Below are 20,235 nucleotides of genomic sequence, written 5' to 3'. Positions count from 1 at the left end.
AGACACAGCAGTACTGGATTCAGGATGATCCAGCATTGATATCGCGCCTGCAGATCCAGGCGTGATACTAATTGCAAGGTTAGGAGGGCATTGTGATGATACGATCGTCCCCCAGCCGGGAAATCCGCAAAGTCTGAATCGTTACAGTTATTGCAGCAGTAATCCACTACGTTTTGTTGACCCCAGCGGCCATGCTGGAGTAGATTTCGGGGGCGGCGGTGGTGGCGGCGCAGGTGTCGGGTTGATTGTGGCCCTCATGCAAGGCGCCCAACAGACCATGACCCAGGCGCAAGGGGCGATTTATCAGTATGGCCCGGTAGCAGCCCAGACCACGTGGTTGTATGGAAACCAAACCATCGCCGCCGGTGATCAGCTAGCGCAGGCGGCGCAGAATGCCGGTCAGGGTGGCAATACGGCGGGGCCGGGTGGGCTGGACCCGAACGATCCTCTTTTCCGCAAACTGATCCAGCAAACTGGAGAAGCTGATCCTATCAAGGCGATTGCCAAAGCCTCTGTCCAGGGACCAGCAAATGCGGGCGTAACAAACGGTGTGACTGTCTTGGGGCGTTTTCCGGCATATGTCAATACGGCAAACAGACTCGGTGCGAACTTCCTCAACTTCGTCGATGATAGTTGGGATAGGCTAACCGATGCGCAGAGGTGGGCTGTGAACAAGCAGTTCTTGGATGATGCTATTGCCCGTAGCGACACTTTTAGGTTGGCAAGTTTGGTAAGCGAAGCGAAAGCGGGGACCTATTTCAGAAAGGAGCTGGAATATCTGATCTCACTTGGGTATGACGTAGTGGGCGACATGTTGGTAAAAGTCAAGTAGGAGATAGATATGACGCAACTCAGGCTCACCGAGTTAATACACGAGCCTTTTCACTGTTTAGCGGAGAGCTTTGGTTTCTCAGTAGTGCATGCAGAGGACTATCCGAAGGATTATGGTAATGCCATCGTGGTACTCCAATCCCGTGTGTGTCGTCTACGAATCATAGTGGAACGAGAACGCGTCTTTGTTGAAGTCGGTTCGCTGCAAGCGCCACTAGATTGGGCGATCCACGCTTCTCACTTATGGTTCGATATAGGTGACGTTATCTTGTTCTTGACTGACGGGAAGACCACATGGGAGTATCCTTTCCCCGATAGTGATCTACGTGGCGCTGCTCTTATCGCGAATCAAATAGAGAGCATTGCAGGTGAATTGCAGCCTTACATTGGTGAGGTACTTCATCTATTTGAACCTGAAGTATTCGAGGAGCAACGGGCAGGATTGTTAGAGTACAGACAGCGGCAGGCTGATAAATGGTTGAATTCGCTCTACGAAAAACGCCGTATGGCTGACCGGGAAGCCGAGTTGTAGTTGCAGGTTGCTGGTTTCCCAGCACCTTCGACCGAGCCCCTCCCATCAGGTGGGTTATTTCACAGGGTCAAGAGGTGTATTTGAGTGTACCCAATGGTGAATTCGCCCAATCCCAAGAACCTGCCATCGGCAATCTGTACGAGAAGAAGGTGGTCGGCAGCACAACGACACACACGAAATACTACTATTTCAACGGTGAGCGGGTGGCGGTGCGCGTGGCGGGGGTGTTGTACTGGCTGTTGCGCGATCACCTGGGTAGCACGACGGTGACGGCCAATGGCGCCAGCGGTGAGCGCACGGCGGAGTTGTGGTACAAGCCGTGGGGTGAGACTCGCGGGGCGACCGATGCAGCGACGCCGACGAAGCGCCGCTTCACCGGGCAGGTGCTGGACGAGGTGGCGGGCGGGTTGTATTTCTACAACGCGAGATACTACGACCCGGCGCTGGGGCGGTTCACTCAGGCCGATACACTGATCCCCCAGCCGCAAAATCCGCAAAGTCTGAATAGATACGCCTACGCGGCCAATAATTCTCTCAGGTTCAGCGACCCCAGCGGACACGCAGCGGTATGTGGCACAAGCGCAGATGGTGGTTGTGGTACCACGCCTCCCAGATCATCCAAGCCAGTGATAGTGCCGTTGCCGGCTCCAACACCACCGCTAGGTACGCCAACGCCAGGGCAAGTCATTGCTGACCAGGGAGGAACAGCGAATTCCTGGAGTTGGGACGCCTTGTTTTCACCAGACACGGTAGTTACTCTATACAAGGGAGCGGAAGATATCTCCGGCTATACGTTTGGGTTCGTGAATACCAGGGAAGGATACTCAATCTACAAGGTTGTTGGCAGGAATGGTCAGGAATACTGGGTGGCGGCCGGTTCTGCTGCCGCATTGCGCAGAATTGGACTCAATCCCGGAGTGGCAAATAGCTCACGTGCCATGAACGCAATACGGGCTGCAGGACGAGGCGGCGATGGCCCTTTTCTCCTCGCTGGTGGTCTTGCGTCTGTTGGACCAAATCTGATTGCCCACGCTGGCCACGGAGATTTTTTCAGCAAGAACACCGTGACCGATCTTATCGTTGACACGGGTGGGTGGGCATTCTCAGAAGGTGTTGGATTGGCAGGTGCAGCGCTGGGAGCAGCCATGGGGGTTGCTCCCTTGATTTTTGTGGGAGAAGTCGTGGGCTCTGTAGGTGGAAGTGTGTATTGGGATAACAAGGTCGCTCCGGGTGCGAGAGCAAGGGTTCGAATGTGGCTTCGATAGGCACGGTCATGTCGGCGAAAGAACTGTGCAGTGATGCATGCAGGCAGGAGGATTTGAGACCACGATGAGGAGACATTTACTTTCTTCCACCAACCTCCTTTCCCCTCTGTTTGCGGGGGTGTCGGGCGGGGGAGGGATTGCCGTGGGCCTGTTATTGCATGCGGCGTTGCCAATCGGGGACTATACACCTCCACTTTGGGCGTGGCTTGCGGCACTGCTTGTGGTTCCTGGCGCCGGCCTTGTTTTGCACATCACCATGCGGCGAGTGGTATATATCAAGATGTTCTTCGCTGCTGTCCTTGCCATGGCGACACTCGCGTATGGGCATTTGGTCTTGCTTGTGGTTACAATTGGAGCTAATTCTGTTGTTCGTCTGCTCATCGCGATGCTTATTGCAGTGGCGCTGGCCTGTGTGAGTATTCAGACATACGTGATCTTTCTGAAGGCACCAGAGCGGTCGACCATGCCTCACGAAGAAATCGGTGTGCTGGACAGTGCCAACGGCCTGGTCGATTTGTCTAGATTCCCACCGGAGGCAGAGAGGTGGCATAGACGGTGGGACAAGATGACAACCTTAACCCGGTCACTGTTGCCGCTGATTGCCGGGCTTGCAATGCTGTTCGTTCGCTCGCTTTCTGCTTCTGGCGACGTCATTCTTGTGGTGCTGTGTGCCAGCGTTATGGCTGTGGGAACAGCAGTCGGCGTTGGAAGACATCTCGGTTTTGCTGTGGCGTCTCGGCGGTGGGAAGAACAGCATGGTATGGCCATCATTATCAAACGACCGTGATTGGCTGGTGGGCTTACGCAAATGCACATCTCACACAAACTGGCAGCCTAGGATTCAAAGCAAACGCCTATCAGCATGGGCATCGAGCTGAGCAGGCGTCATGGCAGCCATGTCACCTTGCAGGCGTTCCAGGCGCTGGTGGCAGAATACCATGATGTCCTGGCCGCTGGAACGCCGAACTATGCTCCAGTACGGGGTTCTGGTGCGCCTTATGACGTTGGTCACTTCGACAACAGGCCGAGGTGACGCCATGAACACACGGAGATTGCGTTTGGCGGTCCTGACACTGGCAACTTGCCTCGCTGTGGCTGTCTCGAGCTTCATCTGCACACCCGGCGCCCCGGCGCCGCCGCGGCCCTTTACGACTGAATCCATGCTGATGGATGCTGCGCTGTTCCCTCCTGGCTGGAGTAATCGGCCCATCATCCCAACCGCGGACTCGCACGGCGCCCTGGAGCATCCGTCACGAGGCATGAGTGGAGACGGCGTAGTGTATCATGAAATCTATCGTTACGAATTCGTACGCAGTGCGCAGCGTGAGTATAAGCGCCAACTGGACGTGTGGTATCCAGGTACACATTTTTACGGCGCCTGGGAGGAAAAGCCCGAATTGACAACACTAATGGATTTTGCAGACGAGGCGTACGTAGCCTGTGCAAGCTACATTGCGCCCAATACGGAAGGCGCCGAACTTTGCGGCATGTTGGCACGGTATGGCGAGTTCGTCGTACGATTTTCGGCCCAGATTGCGCCCGCGGCACCGCTGGCGCTTGACGAGGATGAGTTGGGCGAGTTGCTGGTCAAACTCGATGATCGGTGGGAGGCGGCCATGGCATCACTCCCGACGCCATCGCCGTGATCTACCATGAGTTGCGCAATCAGCCCGATTTTTGCCACGAATTGACACGAATCGAAACGAAGGCAGAAGCTCGATTCGTGCAAATTAGTGAAATTCGTGGCAGAGAAAGCTGGGCGGATCTTTGCCACGAATGGCACGAATCGAAACGAAGGCAGAAGCTAAATTCGTGCAAATTAGTGAAATTCGTGGCAGAGAAAGCTGGGCGCACGGCGGGCGGCGTGGCCTACACCCTGGTCTACGATGCGGAGAACCGGTTGCAGCAGGTGAAGCAGGGAAGTACGGTGCTGGCCAGCTACACCTATGAGGCGGACGGCAACCGGGTCAAGGCGGTGATTGGCAGCAGCACGACGGTGTACGTGGGGACGATCTACGAGAAGATGACGAGCGGCAGCAGCACGACAATCACGAAGTACTACCAGGCTGGCGGTCAGCGGATTGCGCTGCGGGTCAACGGGGTGGTGTACTGGCCCGATCACCCTTCGGCAAAGCTCAGGGTAGGCCTCGGCTCCACCGCGCTGACGCTGGACAGCAGCGGCGCCCGTCAGACCGAACTGCGCTACTATCCCTAAAGAAAATTGATCTGCTGTAGAGGGTGTTGTCACGTCGGAGGCGTGACCTACGGTGTGGGGTGCTTTTCAGGCAAAAGAAAACAGGTCTGGTCACGCGTGACCAGACCTGTTTTTTACCTCTGTCGGGCGGAAGCGCCGACAGAGCAGGCGCAGGGTCTGCTCTGTTGGCCTGTGACACGGATCAAGGCGCGGTGTAAGTCATCCGCATTTGCGGCCGCACCGTGGTGTCCGCGAAGTCCGAGGCGATGTACTCGATCTCGGCGTTGACGTCGCCGTTGGCGGTGATGATGAGGCCGTTGTTGCCGCCTGGGTCGGCGATCCACTGCTGCACCAGCGGCGCGATGTCGAACCACATCCACTGGCCGGTGCGGCGGTAACCGGTCTGCTGCACCGCGGGCAGGTGCGCACGGTCGGAGCGGCCACGCGCGCCTGGCGCTTCCCAGCCCATGCCGGCATCCGCCTCGTTCCAGGTGGCGCCGGCTTCAGTCCACGGGCGATACATCTCATACACGTTGAGCATCACCGGCGAGTAGTCGTGAACTGAGTCACTGACATAAGTGACCCAGATGCCGATGCGCGCACTGGTGACCGTGGCCCGGCGGCTGATGCCCGCCAGGTCGAAACGGATCAGGATGCTCTTGGTGTTTGGCTGGCGCACGTAGAGGTTGGCGCCGTTGCCATAGTTGGTTGTCGGCATCCAGGCGTTGATGAAGGTGTCGCTGGCGCCTGCGTAGCCATCCAGGCCGTTCTGCAGTGTCAGCTGGTAGTTCATGGGCGGCGGCAGGAAGTAGTTCATCGCGCGGCCCATCAGGTCGGCGCGTTGGGCGGCATCGCCAAAGGCCTCGAACGGGAAGCCCAGGAAGACCACCCGATAGCCGTTGTCGCCCACGGTGAGCGCGGTCGGCTCGCCGGTGTCATCCAGGAAGGCCGCCATCGCCGGTTCGACGGGCGTCACCTGGTCGTTGTAGTCGGAATAGCCCACAGCCGCGTTGTTGACCGGCACATCGCCCATACCGCCGGTGACCGGATTGCCGGCCACAGCCGAAGCGACCGTCATCGGAATGTCGTTCTGAATCTCGCTGCCGTCCCAGGCAATGTGCAGGTAATCATGCACAAAGTCGGTGGTGCCGGCCGCCTGATCCAGGACATCCATGCCGGAGAGGAAGAGGCTACCGCCGTTGTCCAGGAAGCCGGCCAACTGCGCTTCGTAGGGAAGCAGGGGTCCGGGGTAGGCCACGCCGGTAAACCAGACAACTGCCCGATGAGCGTTGAGATACCCGGTCGGGATGTTGGGGTCAGCGGCCAGGTCCCAGTAGTTGAAACTGTAGCCGGCGGCGGTCAGCGCGTCGGTGTAGAAGGACTCCACGTCAATCGCGCCGGTGTCGCCATCCACGACCAGGATATCGGAAGTGACCGCGATGGTGCGCAGTTCCAGGCGAGCCTGCACATTGTGTTCGGCCAGGGAGATCGCCTTGAAGTAGGTGATGTCCTCCAGACCGTTGGTGGCGGTGGCCGGCACGCGCACCTGCACGCCAACCTGGGCGCTGGCGCCGGGCGCCAACGGGCCGAGATAGGCGATCTGGCTGCTGAAGTCACCGTTCCAGACGGTGGTCGGCCAGTACTCCTTGGCCGCCTTCAGGTAGTAGGTGTCTTCGCTGTAACCCGTGTTGCGCACGGTGATCATGTAGCGCACCACCGCGGACGGACCGCCGCCATCGAGGGTGTGGTCAGCCACCGCGGACACATCATAGGCGGGCGACATCACAACGGTGCTGGGGCTGCCGGTAGCGCCGGCGCCTTCAGCCGAGGTGACGACCGTGCCGTCATTGGTGATGACGTCGCCGGTGGTCAAACCGCCGGCAATTTGCACGGTGAAACTGAGTTCCAGCGTGGTCCCGGCGTCCACCGCCAGGCCGCTCCAGACAACCATATCGCCAGCCAGGGCGCCGCCATTGTCCGCGCCCACGAAGGTCGTGTTGGCCGGCACCGGGTTGCTGACCTGCACACCGGTTGCCGCCGCATTGCCGCCGTTCTTGATCTTCAGATTGAAGGTCAACAGGCTGCCAGGGCCAACCGGCTGGTCGGACGTGAAGGCGCGCACCTGCAAGGCCGGGCGCGGATCGGCATCAGCCAGTTTCCACACACCGCGGCCGTGGGTGCCGGCCACGATCTGACGCGTGCCCGTGTTCAGGTTCAGTTGCCAGATGGCAACCACCGGGAAGCCCGCGCCCATCGGCAGCCAGGAAGCGCCATCATCGGCGGTCATCAGCGGCCCAATGTCGGTGCCGACATAGAGGGTGCCCGCGTGACCGGCATCCTGGATGATCGAGTTGACCGGGATGTCAGGCAGGTTGCTGCTGATGTCGGTCCAGGTGGCGCCAGCATCGGTGGTCTTGAAGACGTGGCCTGGGGTAGCCGGGGTGGCTGCGCTGAAGCCGGCGAAGGCGGCATAGGCCACGCGATAGTTCGAGTTGTCCACGGCGAAGGAGGTCACCGGGCGGGCCGGCAGCGGCGCCTTGTCCACGCGCTCCCATACAGGCGCGGCGGCCGTGGCGTCGGTTGACAGGTTGATGTAGCCGTCCAACGCGCCGACGTACACGGCGGGTGAACCGGCCGTGGGGCCAATGGCGCTGATGACGCAGCCGCGCGCGCCGTTGGGAGCCGCGCCGCTGCAACCTGAGGTCAGATCACCGCTGGCGGTCGTCCACAGGTCGCCACGGTTGTCGGTGCGATACAGGCGATAGGTGCCGAGGTAGAGCCGCTCTGTGAACTGCGGATCCATGGCCATGGGGACATAGAACTCAGAGCGATCGTTCGTGTTGATGCCATTGGCGATGCTCATGTTGCTGAAGAACGAGCCTAACATACCGTCGCTGAAGCGATAGGGAGAAACGCCGTAGTAGGTGCCGTAGACATAGTTCGGATTGTTGGGGTCTACAATCACCTGGCCGCCGTCGCCGCCGGCATAGTCGAACCAGCTATTGCTGACGCCCGACTTGCGCATCGTGCCGTTGTCTTGCGTACCACCGTAGAAACGGTTGACATTGGTCGGATGCTGCGCAACACTGGTGAACTGCCCGATCGCCAGGCCGGTGCGTGCAGTCACGCCGGCCGTGTTCGGGTCCACAGTGCCATTGAGATTGGCCCAGTCGGCCGCATCAATGGGGTCGCCAGGGTTGGTGCGTCCGCCATAGTTGGCCGACGACCAGACGCCGCCGTCGTTGCCGATCACCACGTTGTTGGGCGCGTCGTTGCGGATCGCGATGGCGTGAAAGTCCGGGTGCTGATTCCAGCCCATGTCGAGCCAGGTGGCGCCGCCGTCCATCGAACGGTAGATGCCGCCGGTGCCGCTGCCATAGTCGAACATGCCGCCGGCATAGACGATGTCGGCATTGGTCGGATCTGCGGCCAGCACGTTGTCATAGAAACACTGCGATCCGCAGTAGCCGGCAACCACAGCGGTGCTGGTTTCGCTCCACGTGTTGGCATCATCCGTGGATTTCCAGACCGTGGAGGGGTGGCTGTTGCCATCGGTATCCACCCATTCGAAGCCGGTGTAGAGCGTGGCGGAGGCCTGACCGGCCGGGTGCGAAATGGCCAGGGCGAAGCGTGTGGCCGCAGCCGGGTAGTTGGCGTTGCTGGGCAAGCCGTTCATCGCCTCGAACCAACTCATGCCGCCATCAGTGGACTTCATGATGCCCTGGTTCCAGTACGTGGCATAGAGTACGGCCGCGTTCTGTGGGTCCATCACCAGGGCGGTGGCGCCGCGGCTGGCCACGGTGGTGGTATAACGGTCGGTCCAGGTGATGCCGCCGTCGCTCGATTCCCAGATGCCAAAGGGCGTCGGGTTGGGCGGGCTGACGCGACGGTTGCCGCCGCGGCCGCGCAGGGTGGACACGAAGAGATGGTCAGCGTTGGTGGGATCCACGGCGACGTTGGAGATCGAAACCTGGTTGAAGGCGGCGCCGCTCACCTGGAAGAACGAGTTGCCGGCGTCGGTAGACTTGAGCAGACCGTTGCCGTAGTAGCTATCGCCAGAGAGCGCACCTTCACCGGTGCCGACGTAGACGATGTCTTCATTGGATGGAGCCAGCGCAAGCGCGCCAATCGCCAGCGAAGGCAGATCATCGGTCTTGGGTGTCCAGGCCGTGGTCAGGGTAGAAGAAATCCAGACGCCGCCCTGGGCCGCGCCCAGGTAGATCGTGTACGGTTCGCTGGAACGGATGGCAAGGGCGCCGATGCGCCCGGACATACCGAGGAAGTAGCCGGGACCGCTGCGGCCCACCTGTACGATGGGGTCAGGGCCGACGTTGGTCCAGGCGCCGTCGAAGGCGCTGGGCGCGGCGGGGCCGATCGTCCTCTGCATCACGCTGAACTGCTGGGCAGCTTCGGCGCGCTTCTCAGCGGCCTGCGCCACGCTGAAGTTCGGATCGCCGGCCGTGCGCCGCGAGTAGAACCAATCATCGCGGGCGTAGGGGTCATCCTGCGTCGGCTGGCGGTAGCCCTTGGTTCGGTTGATGGGGGCTGGTGGGCCGTCGTCGCCGTTGTTGGCGGCGGCGCGTAACGTTGGCTGACCGCTGATCTGGCTGCTGGCGCCTCCGGTCGCCGGCGCGACCAGGAACGTCGTGACCAGGAGCAGGACGATCAGCATTGGGTTGAAGACACGAGACCACTGGGTGCGTTGCATGTGCAAGAACCTCCTCTAGCAATTGGAAAATGAACGACATGTGTGGAGAACCATCGGGACGATAACGATTATATGCACTGCCGATGATTTGTCAATCCAAAGAAAAAGCCGGGATTGCTGCCAACCAGCCCTCGAGGCTGATGACAACAAACCCGGCTTTGCCGCCGAATGGATTCGGGGCGAAAGGGCGGCGCGCCTGCCAGGTGCGATACCAATCGCTCGCTGGCGGCGGCGCGCCGCCTGGTCAGTTACGCAGCGGTTCGAGCCGCCGGCGCATTACGTTACGGCGCCTGGAAGACGATCTTCATCTGCGGGCGCACGAAGGTGACGATGTAGTCGGACGAGGTGAACTCCAGCTCAGAGTTGGTGTTGCCGGTGCCAGCCAGGGCGATACCCTGGTTGCTGTCCGCGTTCATCACCCACATCTGCGCCAGATCGGTCACGTCGAACCAGACCCAGCGGCCGGAGCCGCCGAAGCTGACACGATCAGCGAAGCTCGCCGCACGATCGCTCGGCCCCATCGCGCCGGGCATCTCCCACGGCATGCCGGCATCGGCATCATTCCAGGTCGCGGCCATCTCTGACCACGCCTTGTAGACCTGATAGGCTTCCAGCGTCACGGGGTTGCCGCTGCCGTAGGTCACGTAGAGGCCGATCTGCGCCTGCGTCATCTGTGCGCTGCCGGGCATAGCCGACAGATCGAACTTGACCAACGCGGTCTTGACGCCGGGCTGACGGACGTAGAAGTCCGCATCGCCGCCGTACGCCATCGTCGGCATCCAGGCATTGAGGAAGGTGTCGCTGGTGCCGCTGTAACCGTTCAGGCCGTCCTGCAGCGTGAATTCGTAGGAATTCAACGCAGGCACGCTGAAGCTGGCCGAGGCGCTGGCGATCGGCTCACCCATCTTGTACACGTTGTCCACGAACGACCAGTTGCCGCCGGCCGCGCCAAGTTCGGCCATCACATCGAAGCCGAAGTTGACTTCCTGCCCGGCTGCCATGTCACCGACATAGGCAATGGCGACCACGCCGCTGTCCGGACTGTAGGCGTTCTTCAGCGCCGCGGCGCCGCCGGTCTTGAACATCTGAGCCGCCACGCCATCCGGTACGCTGATGGGGAAGGCTCCGCCGTAGACGCTGCCGTCCACGTAGGAGACCAGGCTGCGATCAATGCCCACCACATGCAGCAGGCCAGTTTCCGCGCCGCCGTTGTTCACGTTGCTCACGGCCACGGTAGCGGTTTGACCCACGGCGAAGGTGTCAGGAGTGACCGTGATCATGGCTTCCACTTCGGTCGCCGCGTTCCAGATCTTGACCTGGCCGTAGGAGCCATCGGCCGCCTGGTCCATCACCTCGAAGTGCAGACCATACTGGGTATGGCTGTCACCCGGATTGCCGGAGCCAAGCTCATTACCCGAAACGGTCGCGCCCCACAGATCGGTGAAGTCGCCGTTCAGGTTGACGCCGTCCGCCGCCAGGCCGCGGATGCGGGTGGTGTAGTTGCCGCTGGCCGGGATGACCACGCTGGAAGCATTGGCGATCGTATAGACGAAGCCGTTGTTCGGCCAGGCGAAGCCAGGCACGTAGCTCATGCTGTCATGGAACGCGGGCTTGGCCGGGCGATTGCCCAGTGCAATCACCGCATTGGCGATGTTCGCGTAGTCGTGGATGTTCCAGGTATTGGTCGGCGCCAGACCGAAGGCCGCATCCATGGATTGGCGACGGCCGTTCATCTGCGGCTGGCGAGCATTGGTCGCCGGGTTCCAGAAGCCGCCGCTCCACAGCAGCGGATCGGCGTTCGCGTCCACCACCAGGGTGCTGCCCTTGGGGCCATAGGCCGGTGAGTTCGCTGCGCGGCCGCCAGCCAGCACGTTGTTGTTCGTGTAGGTGTCGTCGCGATACCAAACCACCATGCCGGGCACGTTGGCAGTGACGCGATCCACGATCCAGCCGCCGCCAGGGTGAGTCAGCGTTTGATAGCCGTAGGCCAGGCCGGAGTCTGCGCCGAAGCCGCCCAGGTTGCGCCATTCGAGCATGTAGTAGTGCTCGATGTTGACATCAATCGGCACAATCTCGAAGCCAGACAGCGTCCAATCGCTGGAGTCTTCCAGATCGTTACTGTAGATGACGGTCGCGTCGTTGGTCACGCTCAGATTGTCAATCCACCAGCCTTCCCACTGCACGCCGCCATCCGACATCTGGCGGAAGCGCGTGATGACGTTGCTCAAGCCGGCATAGGCCGATATATCGAAACGCAGGGCGCCTTCGTAGTGATCATTGAGGCCGCCGGGCGGATCGGTCACCGCGACGCCGTCCATGTCCTGCAACGAGGCCCAGGTGCTGCCGTTGTCGGTGGAGACCAGGAAGTAGCCGTAGTCGTAGTCAGCTTCCAGATCGAGGTAGGTGTCGAAGGAGAAGACGAGGCTGCCGGTGACTCCGCTCAGATCCCAACTGCGCGTAGCCGTCTGATCACGGTTGTCGCCCAGCTCGTTGTGCCAGCCCTTACCATCGCCGGCCTTGTTGGGGACGTTGACGACCGTGGGGGGCAGGTTGACACGCACCGTGTCTTCGGCGCCGGCGGGCGTGCCCGCCGCCTGGCCCAACATCACATCCACAGGCTGCGCCAGATCATAGTCAACAACCAGTGGGTTGGTCCAGCCAAAGAACGTGCGCGCCCAGGGGTTGAAGCTGACCGGGTCAGCGCCGCCCAGTTCACCCGTCCAGGAACCGGCTGACATGACATCCCAGAACGCCGTTGAATTTTCGGCCGCGCCGGAGGTGTCGTAGTAGTCAGGCAGGCCGATGTCATGGCCGTATTCGTGTACGATGACGCCAATGTCGGCATCTTCGGGCACGATGGTGTAGTTGAAGACGCGGATGTCGTCGGAACGATCATCAGGGGTGTCCATGCCTGCAACGAGATGGCCGAAGGTCGAGCCATCGCCGTAAGTATCCTCGTAGACATCCCAGCTATGTGCCCAGATCGAGAACTCACCCTCGGCGCCGCCGCCGGCTTCGTTGCCAACGCCGGCATGGGCGATCATGTAATGATCCACGATGCCGTCATCATCGGTGTCCCACTCGCTCCAGTCGAAACCGGGGTACGCCGCGTTGATGGCATCGGCCGTGTCAGCCGCCACGCGGAAGACAGGACCGTTGCGGTTCATGTTGGAGCCGCTGGTGCAAGGCTCGTCTGCACCGTATTCGCCTTCAGAGACCGGGAGCTGCACCCAACCATAGAAATCACCGGTCAGATGATAGAGGCCCTCAGACTGCTTGAGGTACCAGTTGGTGGCCGTATGCCCGGTCAGATCTACACCCGCGCCGCCGTTCAGGTCAGGACGCACCACACCCACACCGGCCGTCGGCCCTTCGCCGAAGAACAGGTTCTGGTAGTAGTCGGTGGTGAAATCTGGCACCCAGAGGGTGTTATTGTCGCCGGTGGGAGCCGGGTCAGGGATCTGATTGTGCAGCGGGCCGGCGATTGTGGTCGTCGTACCGTCCAGCACGCACTCGCCGTCAACTGTCTGGTAGTTATCGAAGGTCTGGGACCCGGCGAATTCGACGATCGCCATCAGGAGCTTGGCTTCGCCAATTTCGCCCAGGCCGGCGGCCATCGGGCTTTTGCCCAGCTTCTCGGCCTGGTTCCAGGCTGCCAGGCGCTTGGCATAGGCGATCGGGTTGGGACCGCTCAGGCCCTTCTGGCGATTGAGGTTTGCCTTGATGGCTTCCACCGCGGCTTTGGCCTCAGCCGCCGTTGAATTCAACGTCAGCTTGCCGTCGGCGCGCAGCATTTGCTCGATGACGAAGTCATCGGCCGGTGGCATGGGGTTGGGTTGCGAACGGATGTATTTCTGCCAGGGGATGGAAGGTGCTGCCGCGGCAGCGCCGTCCTTTTCTGCGGGCGCTGTGGCCAGGGCCGACATGGGCGCCAGTGTGACGACGAACATGGCTACGATTAGAAACCACGTGAACCATGTTGTTCGATGCTGATTCTTAGTCATCTGAGTTCCTTCTTTGGAGATTGGTTCTTTGGGAACGCGAACAATGGATCATGACCCGCGATGGGTTGTGTCCAGGAACAGGCAGCGAGAATTACTGAAGCGTCATCACCTCCTTCGACTGGCGGCTGTTGCGTCCGGTTGATGTCAGCCGCGCACGCAAATACAGGTGCGCGTACGTCGCTGGGAACACGCAAAACATGATTGGGGAACCTAAGAATTGGGAAGTCTTGGCAGCGTGCTTTTCGTCCGGTCACGTGCCCATGCCAGATTATACGCAGTTGGCGCAGCTTTGTCAACAGATCATAGCACGCCGGGTGCATTTCCGTCCTGGATGCACACAGCCCACGCAGATGGGCTTCGCAGCCGTTGCAGCGACTTGCAGTCGCCGGGCGGGGTGGTTTGGCGTCTTCACAGAGGTATGTTACAATTTGCGCACGTGATCCTGTTCTTCATCAGTTTCAGGCGGCCGCTACTATTTGGTTGCATCTCCACGCAACTGATGGTACAATACTCATGAGAGGCTTGACGCGAACTTAACCTACGACCACAGCCCACCTCCGTACGAAGCGACTGGTTGACCGTTGTAGAAAGACCACAAAACCATCATGAACGATCTGGCTGCCGTGTCTGCGGCGCCCACAGAGGCGCCGGACCTGATCAAGCAGGGAGAGCAGATCCTCGCCGAAGCCGAGGCTCGACTCCTGGCCTTGTTCACGCAGCCCGATGATCAGGCTGAGCACAGCCGGTTGCCATCCATATTGCCGTCGCTCAAGTTGCTGCGCGCCGCGCGCAGCGCTTGGTGTGGTGACGGCCATGACCGCGACAAGGCACAGGATCATCTTCGCCTGGTGCGCCGTCAGGAGCAGATCCAGGAACGCATTGCGGCCTCACTCAAGTCAACCGGTCAACTCCTGGCCAATGCAGCCGTTGAGTTGGCTGCATGCCGGCTGCTACTGCGCAACGAGCCGCTCACCGTTGAAAAAGGGCTGATCAGCCTGGAAAATGAGCTGCGCGCCAGCCTGGAAGAGCTGCGCTGGCTGCTGAGTGATTTGCAGACGCCGCCGCTGCTGCAGGAACTGGGGCTGGCTGCGACCCTGACGCGCTATGCCCAGCGCTTTTCTGATCACTATGGCATCCGTGTGTCCATCAACAGCGCCGTCAGCCTACCGCGCTTGCCGGTCACCGTCGAGTTAGCGATTTTTCGCATCATCCAGGAAGGGCTGCGCAATGTGGCACGCCACGCGCGCACCGGCCATGCCCTGCTGGCGTTGAGCAGTCTGGATCGCTACTGGATCATTCAGATCAGCGACCACGGGCGCGGTTTCGCACCGGAAGACTTGGTGGATGCCAGCGGTTTGATAGATATGCAGGAATGGGCCGAACTCCTGCAGGCGCGTCTGCAGATCACCAGCGCGCCCGGCCAGGGCACCACGTTGACCCTGCGCGTCCCCACCGATGTGTCATGATTGCATGTCTGCGAATGTTCAGAGCGACTGCCCCTACCAGTCGCGCCGTTGGTTGCACGCAGCGCACCGCGGCCAACAGATCAAGGAGAAATGCCAATGGCTGAGAAAAGAACGATTCGGATCTTGATTGTCGAGGATCATCCACTCTTTGGACAGGGGTTGCGGCGCGTACTGGAGCTGGAACCTGACTTCACGGTGGTGGGCGAGATCGCCGACGGGCAGGTGGCGGTGGACAAAGCACCGCAGTTGAAGCCGGATGTGATCTTGATGGACATCAACCTGCCGTCCCTCAATGGCTTGCAGGCCACACGCCTGATCAAGACAAACAATGAAACCATTGCCGTGATTGTCCTGACCGCCTATCACGATGATGAGCAGTTGTTCCATGCGCTGCGCGCCGGCGCGGCCGCCTATTTCCCCAAAGATGTCATGCCCTCCGAGCTTGTGACCGCCGTTCGGGCGGCAGCGGCCGGCAACTTCGTCATCGAAGATATCATCATGGGACGCCCGCAGGTGGCGCAATGGATCCGCAAGCACTTCGAGGAGTTGGCCGTGTTTGGCGAATCGGCCGATGAGATGTTCGTGCCCCTTTCACCGCGGGAGATGGAAATCCTGCAATACATCACGCGCGGCGCCAGCAACAAGGAAATTGCGCGCGAGCTGGGCATCAGCCGCCAGACGGTGAAGAATCATATGAGCTCGATCCTGCGCAAGCTGGCGGTTAATGACCGCACGCAGGCTGCGGTGTTGGCTCTGCGACGCGGGTGGGTACGCCTGCAAGATACAACAGCCGATGCCTGAACTCCCGCGCAGCAGACACATTGTGCGTTGCCTCGGGCGACGCCGGAGTAAGTAAATGCACGAGCACAGGCTCGCCCGCGGGCCGCGCGATCAACGGCGCCATGATGAAGGGCATGATGAAGGGCAAAGCTTCGCCGAATTCGCGCTGATTCTGATTCTCATCGCGGTCGTCGTCCTGGCTATTCTGCTGATCATGGGTGATGACCTGCGAGTCTGGATCATCACGGCCTGGCAGAGCCTTTTTCCAACGCAGTAATCAGGGTTCGCATGACACTGACTCTCGTGTCTCGCAGCGTTTTCGCGGCTGCGAGGTGACAGTTGATGCTTTTGCGAACCCCAAGCGCCATGTCCTATGGAATGAGAATTTTTTGACTGTCCAGTTCCGAACAAATTCTGAGCATTCAGACAGCACCAAAGCGGACACTTATTTGATTCTCATTCCTATCCGATGCGATGACGAGTGGCCCGGCTTATGTCGAACCGTCAACACCAAATCCCTGGCATGATCCTCCCCCAGCCGACGACCAACGACGGCGCGTCGCCGCGCGGGTTTTCCTGGGCGTCGCTGTCGCAAACTTTGCTGGACATGCTCTTTCCGCCGCGCTGTGTCAGTTGCGAGCAGCGCGGGCAGCCCGGCGGTCGCCTCTGTTTGGCGTGCCGCAGGACGGTGACGCGCCTGGCCCCGCCCTGGTGCGAGCGCTGCGGCCAGCCTGGAATCAACGGGCGGTCGTGCGCGTCGTGTGCGCAGCAAACCCCAGCGTTGAGCGGCATCCGCGCCGCGCTCTTGTTCGAAGGCCCGGTCCGCCCTGCCATCCACGCGCTGAAGTACAAACAGGCGCGCGACCTGGCGCGGCCCCTGGCCGAACTGATGCTGCCCAGTTGGCGCCATTTGCCACAGCCGCCAGACGCCATCGTGCCGGTGCCTCTGCACCCCGCGCGTGAACGCGAGCGCGGCTACAACCAATCGCAACTGCTGGCCGCGGTCATTGGGCCGGCCGTGGGGGTGCCGGTAGACGGCAGCCTGCTGGTGCGCACACGCCAAACCACGCCGCAGGTCACCTTGCAGGCCCAGGCACGCCGGGAAAATGTCGCCGACGCCTTTGGCATCCGCCCGGAGCAGGCCAACCTGGCGCCTGGCCGCCGCTTCGTGCTCATTGACGATGTTTGTACCACCGGTTCGACCCTGGGCGCGTGCGCCGCGGCCCTGGTCGCAGCCGGCGCCCAACAGGTGTGGGCCTTCACCCTGGCGCGCGCACGTTGGTCGTCGCACACACCGGCCCATGCCTTGCTGGACGATCAACCCTCGCCTTGAGAAACAGTCTCAGGGCCAATTTCACACCCTGACAGGGTGTCATACGAAAGAGAGGCAGAAATGGAACTGCACATCACTGGCAAGAATGTTGAAATAACCGACTGGCTGCAGCAGTACGTTGAGAAGAAGGTGGGCCGCCTGGATCGCTACCTGCCCGACATCCAGGAAGCCCGCGTGGAGTTGACCACGCAGAATTCGAGACGGGCCGGGGATCGTCAGGTGGCCCAGGTCACGTTGCGCAGCAATGGCTCCATCCTGCGCGCGGAAGAGAAAAGCGACGATATGTTCGCGTCCATTGACGCCGTGGTGGACAAGATCAACCGCCAGGTCAAGCGCTACAAGGACAAGCGCCAGCGCGGGCGCGGGCGTGAATTGGAGCGCGCCGAGCAGATGCAGAGCGCGGCCGAGGAGATGGAGTCCATGGCGGCCGAAGAAGGCGTCACGTCCGGCAGGATCGTGCGCACCAAGCGTTTCCCGATCAGCCCGATGGGCCCCGAAGAGGCCGCCGAGCAGATGGAACTGCTGGGGCACGATTTCTTTGTCTTCTTCAATGTGGATGACAACCGCGTCAACGTCATCTACCGCCGCGCGGATGGCGACTTTGGTCTCTTGCAGCCGGAGATGGCCTGAACTGTGAAGCGAGTCCTTTTTGTATGCACCGGCAATGTCTGCCGCTCACCGATGGCGACCGGCCTGCTGCGCCACCGTTTGCAAGAACTTGGGCTGGCCGACCAGGTCAGCGTGGCGTCTGCGGGCGTCTACGCGTTGGTGGGCCAGCCGGCCAGCGCCAACGCGGTAACGACGTTGGCCCAGCGCGGGATTGACATTGGCGATCATGTGGCGCATTCCCTGGAAATCGCCGACGTCAAGACCGCGGACATTGTGCTGGTGATGGAGGAGGCGCACCGGCGCTCGATCTTCTACACGACACCCCAGCACCTGGGAAAGGTCTACCTGCTCACCGAAATGAGCGGGCAACACCATGATGTCAAGGACCCTTATGGGCAGCCGTTACCCGAGTATGAACGGTGCGCGCAGGAGCTTACCCAACTCATTGACCAGGGGATGCCGCAAATCCTCCGACGCCTCGGCCTGGCGGCGAAGAGTTAGCATCGGATCAACCCAGTGGCCCGGCGGTGACGCCGGGCCACTATTCATGGCCGCTCTCGTGGAGTATGCACCCCCATGCGCCGCAGGCACAGCCCTACTGCTGCGCGGCGGACGTGCGCCAGAGCTTTGCCAGGTCCACATACGTCACATAGGTGTAGTACGCCATCAGCGCGCTGAGGCGCAGTCCGTGCCAGCCGTCACGCCAGCCGGACAGGGTGATGTAGCGGCGGCGGAACTCGCGCAGGGGCTGCAAAATGTAGTTGTGAAAACGGGGACGCAGGCCGCGTTGTTTGAGGATGCCCGCCTCATACGCGGCGTAGCGCGCCTGCTTGGCGTGAAACTGCGCCCATGAATCGTAGTTGTAGTGCAGCAGATGATGGCGCAGATGTCCTTCGGCGCCGTCCAGTTCTACCACTTCATGCACCGGCCTTGACAGGTCGTAGCGTGCGGCCCCGCGCTTCAATAGGCGCAGTTGATAATCAGGGTACCAACCGGCATGGCCCATGCGCTTGCCCACGATGAAGTTGTGACGCGGCGCCCACCATCCCACCTCGCTGCGCTGAATCACCGCGCGCAGTTCCGTCGCCAGCTCCGGCGTGATACGCTCATCCGCATCCAGGAAGAAAATCCAATCGGCCTCCACCGCGTCCAGGGCATGGTTGCGCTGCCGCGCCCAGCCCTCGAACGGCCGCTGCATGACCTGCGCGCCCGCGGCCTGTGCCAGTGCGGGCGTGCCATCATCGCTGAACGAGTCTGAAACCACCACGCGGTCGGCCCAGGCCGCGCTGGCGATGCAGTCGGTGATATGGCGGGCCTCATTCTTGGTCAGGATGACCACGGTCAGAGATGGTGTCATAAGTAACGGTGTTCTCCGTGAAAGAATTACGGCAACTGCTCAGGCGCCCGGCGCCAACCGGCATTGCACCCTTGCGTTGAATTTCTAACGCAAAGCCGCCAGGGCGCCAGGGCGCAAATCGCATGACGAATTGCAGGATTAGCTGCGCGCCAGGGCCGCGACGCGGCCGTAGGCGTCCAGGCGTAGCGCGAGTTCGGCGGCGGTCAGTGTGCCACGCGCCGACTGCTGCCGGGCGCGGCGGCTCTCCAGCGTCATGCCGACGCGCACGATGGCCCGCGCCACGCGGCGCCGCAGGGGGCTATAGCGGATAGCATACAGGCGCAAGCGGCTGCGCCAGAGCGCCACGATCATCTCGCCCCGGAACTGGCGCGTGCTCTGACCCTCGAAATGGATGACGCGCGCCGCGGGCACGCACCACAGCGGCCAACCCGCGTCGTGCAGACGCCAGCACCAGTCAATCTCCTCGCAGTACATGAAGTAGCGCTCGTCCAGCAGCCCCACGGCCTCGATCGCCTGCCCGGCCACCATCAGCGCCGCGCCCAGGGCCGCGTCAATCGGGAAGGGCTGGCCGGCCGCGTACCAGGCGCGGGGATAGCGGCCGTTCAGGCGCGACGCCAGCAGGCGGCCGTGCAGGGGGAAAAAATCGAAGAAGAGCTGCCAGAGGTCAGGAAAGCGAAAGGCGCCATGTTGAAAACGACCATCATCGTAGGCCAGTTGCGCGCCGCAGCCGCCCGCGTTCGGGTGATCGGCCAGGAACTGCACCATCGCGGACACGGCCGTCGGCGAGACGGCCGTGTCGGGGTTGAGCAGGAGCACGAAATCGGGCAGTGCGTCGGCCGCAGGCGGGGTGAAAGCCGCATCGAAGCCGATCTGGCGCAGGGCCGCGTTGTTGCCGCGTGCAAAACCCAGGTTTTCGGCGCTGCGCAGCAGGTGTGCCCAGGGAAACTCGCTCGCCACCATGTCCGCGCTGCCATCGGCCGAGGCGTTGTCCACCACCCACACCTCCCAGCTCTGCCCCGGCGGCCGTTGACTGGCGGCGATGGCGGTCAGGCAGCCGGCCAGCAGCTGGCGCACGTTCCAGTTGACGATGATGATCGCCAGGCGCAGGCCGGGGCGTGAATCAGACATGGCCGCGCAGCCCCGGCGCGGCGGCCAG

16 protein-coding genes are annotated in these 20,235 nt (G+C 61.5%); 12 read left to right on the top strand and 4 right to left on the bottom strand.

Annotated features, from left to right (window positions below; all coding sequences use genetic code 11):
- Window positions 1–61: 61 nt before the first annotated feature.
- The 6 genes from IPM84_21385 (at window position 62) to IPM84_21360 (ending at window position 4,843) form a co-directional block, all read left to right on the top strand.
- Window positions 62–832 carry a hypothetical protein gene (locus IPM84_21385; protein MBK9095261.1) on the top strand — a complete coding sequence of 257 codons (771 nt, stop codon included), beginning with the start codon at window positions 62–64 and terminating at the stop codon, window positions 830–832.
- Window positions 833–841: 9 nt separating this feature from the next.
- A complete protein-coding gene (locus tag IPM84_21380; GenBank protein ID MBK9095260.1) occupies window positions 842–1,363 on the top strand; it encodes a hypothetical protein in 522 nt (173 codons plus the stop codon).
- 251 nt (window positions 1,364–1,614) lie between these two features.
- Entirely contained in the window at window positions 1,615–2,628 is a 1,014-nt protein-coding gene (locus IPM84_21375; protein MBK9095259.1) for an RHS repeat-associated core domain-containing protein, read from the top strand.
- 142 nt (window positions 2,629–2,770) lie between these two features.
- A complete protein-coding gene (locus IPM84_21370) occupies window positions 2,771–3,415 on the top strand; it encodes a hypothetical protein (GenBank protein MBK9095258.1) in 645 nt (214 codons plus the stop codon).
- A gap of 271 nt (window positions 3,416–3,686) precedes the next feature.
- Entirely contained in the window at window positions 3,687–4,274 is a 588-nt protein-coding gene (locus IPM84_21365; GenBank protein MBK9095257.1) for a hypothetical protein, read from the top strand.
- Window positions 4,275–4,459: 185 nt separating this feature from the next.
- The gene (locus IPM84_21360) at window positions 4,460–4,843 is read left to right on the top strand and encodes a hypothetical protein (GenBank protein ID MBK9095256.1); all 384 of its coding nucleotides are present in this window, start codon (window positions 4,460–4,462) and stop codon (window positions 4,841–4,843) included.
- A gap of 181 nt (window positions 4,844–5,024) precedes the next feature.
- Here the strand turns inward: IPM84_21360 and IPM84_21355 are convergent, their stop codons facing one another.
- Together IPM84_21355 and IPM84_21350 are read right to left on the bottom strand one after the other, a co-directional pair.
- The gene (locus IPM84_21355; protein MBK9095255.1) at window positions 5,025–9,530 is read right to left on the bottom strand and encodes a DNRLRE domain-containing protein; all 4,506 of its coding nucleotides are present in this window, start codon (window positions 9,528–9,530) and stop codon (window positions 5,025–5,027) included.
- A 281-nt stretch (window positions 9,531–9,811) separates the two neighbouring features.
- Complete coding sequence (locus tag IPM84_21350) at window positions 9,812–13,534, bottom strand: immune inhibitor A (GenBank protein ID MBK9095254.1); 3,723 nt, start codon at window positions 13,532–13,534, stop codon at window positions 9,812–9,814.
- 605 nt (window positions 13,535–14,139) lie between these two features.
- On the opposite strand from IPM84_21350, the gene IPM84_21345 reads away from it, so the two are divergent.
- From IPM84_21345 to IPM84_21320, 6 genes are all read left to right on the top strand, one after another.
- Window positions 14,140–15,000, top strand: a complete 861-nt coding sequence (locus IPM84_21345; GenBank protein MBK9095253.1) for a hypothetical protein — start codon at window positions 14,140–14,142, stop codon at window positions 14,998–15,000.
- Between the two features lie 96 nt (window positions 15,001–15,096).
- A complete protein-coding gene (locus tag IPM84_21340) occupies window positions 15,097–15,801 on the top strand; it encodes a response regulator transcription factor (GenBank protein MBK9095252.1) in 705 nt (234 codons plus the stop codon).
- A 55-nt stretch (window positions 15,802–15,856) separates the two neighbouring features.
- A complete protein-coding gene (locus IPM84_21335) occupies window positions 15,857–16,057 on the top strand; it encodes a hypothetical protein (GenBank protein ID MBK9095251.1) in 201 nt (66 codons plus the stop codon).
- Between the two features lie 216 nt (window positions 16,058–16,273).
- On the top strand, window positions 16,274–17,113 hold the full coding sequence (locus IPM84_21330; GenBank protein MBK9095250.1) for a ComF family protein: 840 nt from the start codon (window positions 16,274–16,276) through the stop codon (window positions 17,111–17,113).
- A 60-nt stretch (window positions 17,114–17,173) separates the two neighbouring features.
- A complete protein-coding gene (gene raiA, locus IPM84_21325) occupies window positions 17,174–17,743 on the top strand; it encodes a ribosome-associated translation inhibitor RaiA (GenBank protein MBK9095249.1) in 570 nt (189 codons plus the stop codon).
- A 3-nt stretch (window positions 17,744–17,746) separates the two neighbouring features.
- Entirely contained in the window at window positions 17,747–18,223 is a 477-nt protein-coding gene (locus IPM84_21320; protein ID MBK9095248.1) for a low molecular weight protein arginine phosphatase, read from the top strand.
- 94 nt (window positions 18,224–18,317) lie between these two features.
- Here IPM84_21320 and IPM84_21315 read toward each other — a convergent pair whose 3' ends face one another.
- Together IPM84_21315 and IPM84_21310 are read right to left on the bottom strand one after the other, a co-directional pair.
- Window positions 18,318–19,079: a glycosyltransferase family 2 protein gene (locus IPM84_21315; protein ID MBK9095247.1), complete on the bottom strand. Its 762-nt coding sequence runs from the start codon at window positions 19,077–19,079 to the stop codon at window positions 18,318–18,320.
- 138 nt (window positions 19,080–19,217) lie between these two features.
- On the bottom strand, window positions 19,218–20,207 hold the full coding sequence (locus tag IPM84_21310) for a glycosyltransferase family 2 protein (GenBank protein ID MBK9095246.1): 990 nt from the start codon (window positions 20,205–20,207) through the stop codon (window positions 19,218–19,220).
- Window positions 20,208–20,235 lie beyond the last annotated feature (28 nt).

The organism is Candidatus Amarolinea dominans, from assembly GCA_016719785.1.
In the GTDB taxonomy this organism is placed as follows: Bacteria; Chloroflexota; Anaerolineae; order SSC4; family Amarolineaceae; genus Amarolinea; species Amarolinea dominans.
This window is presented reverse-complemented; position numbering and strand designations above follow the sequence as displayed.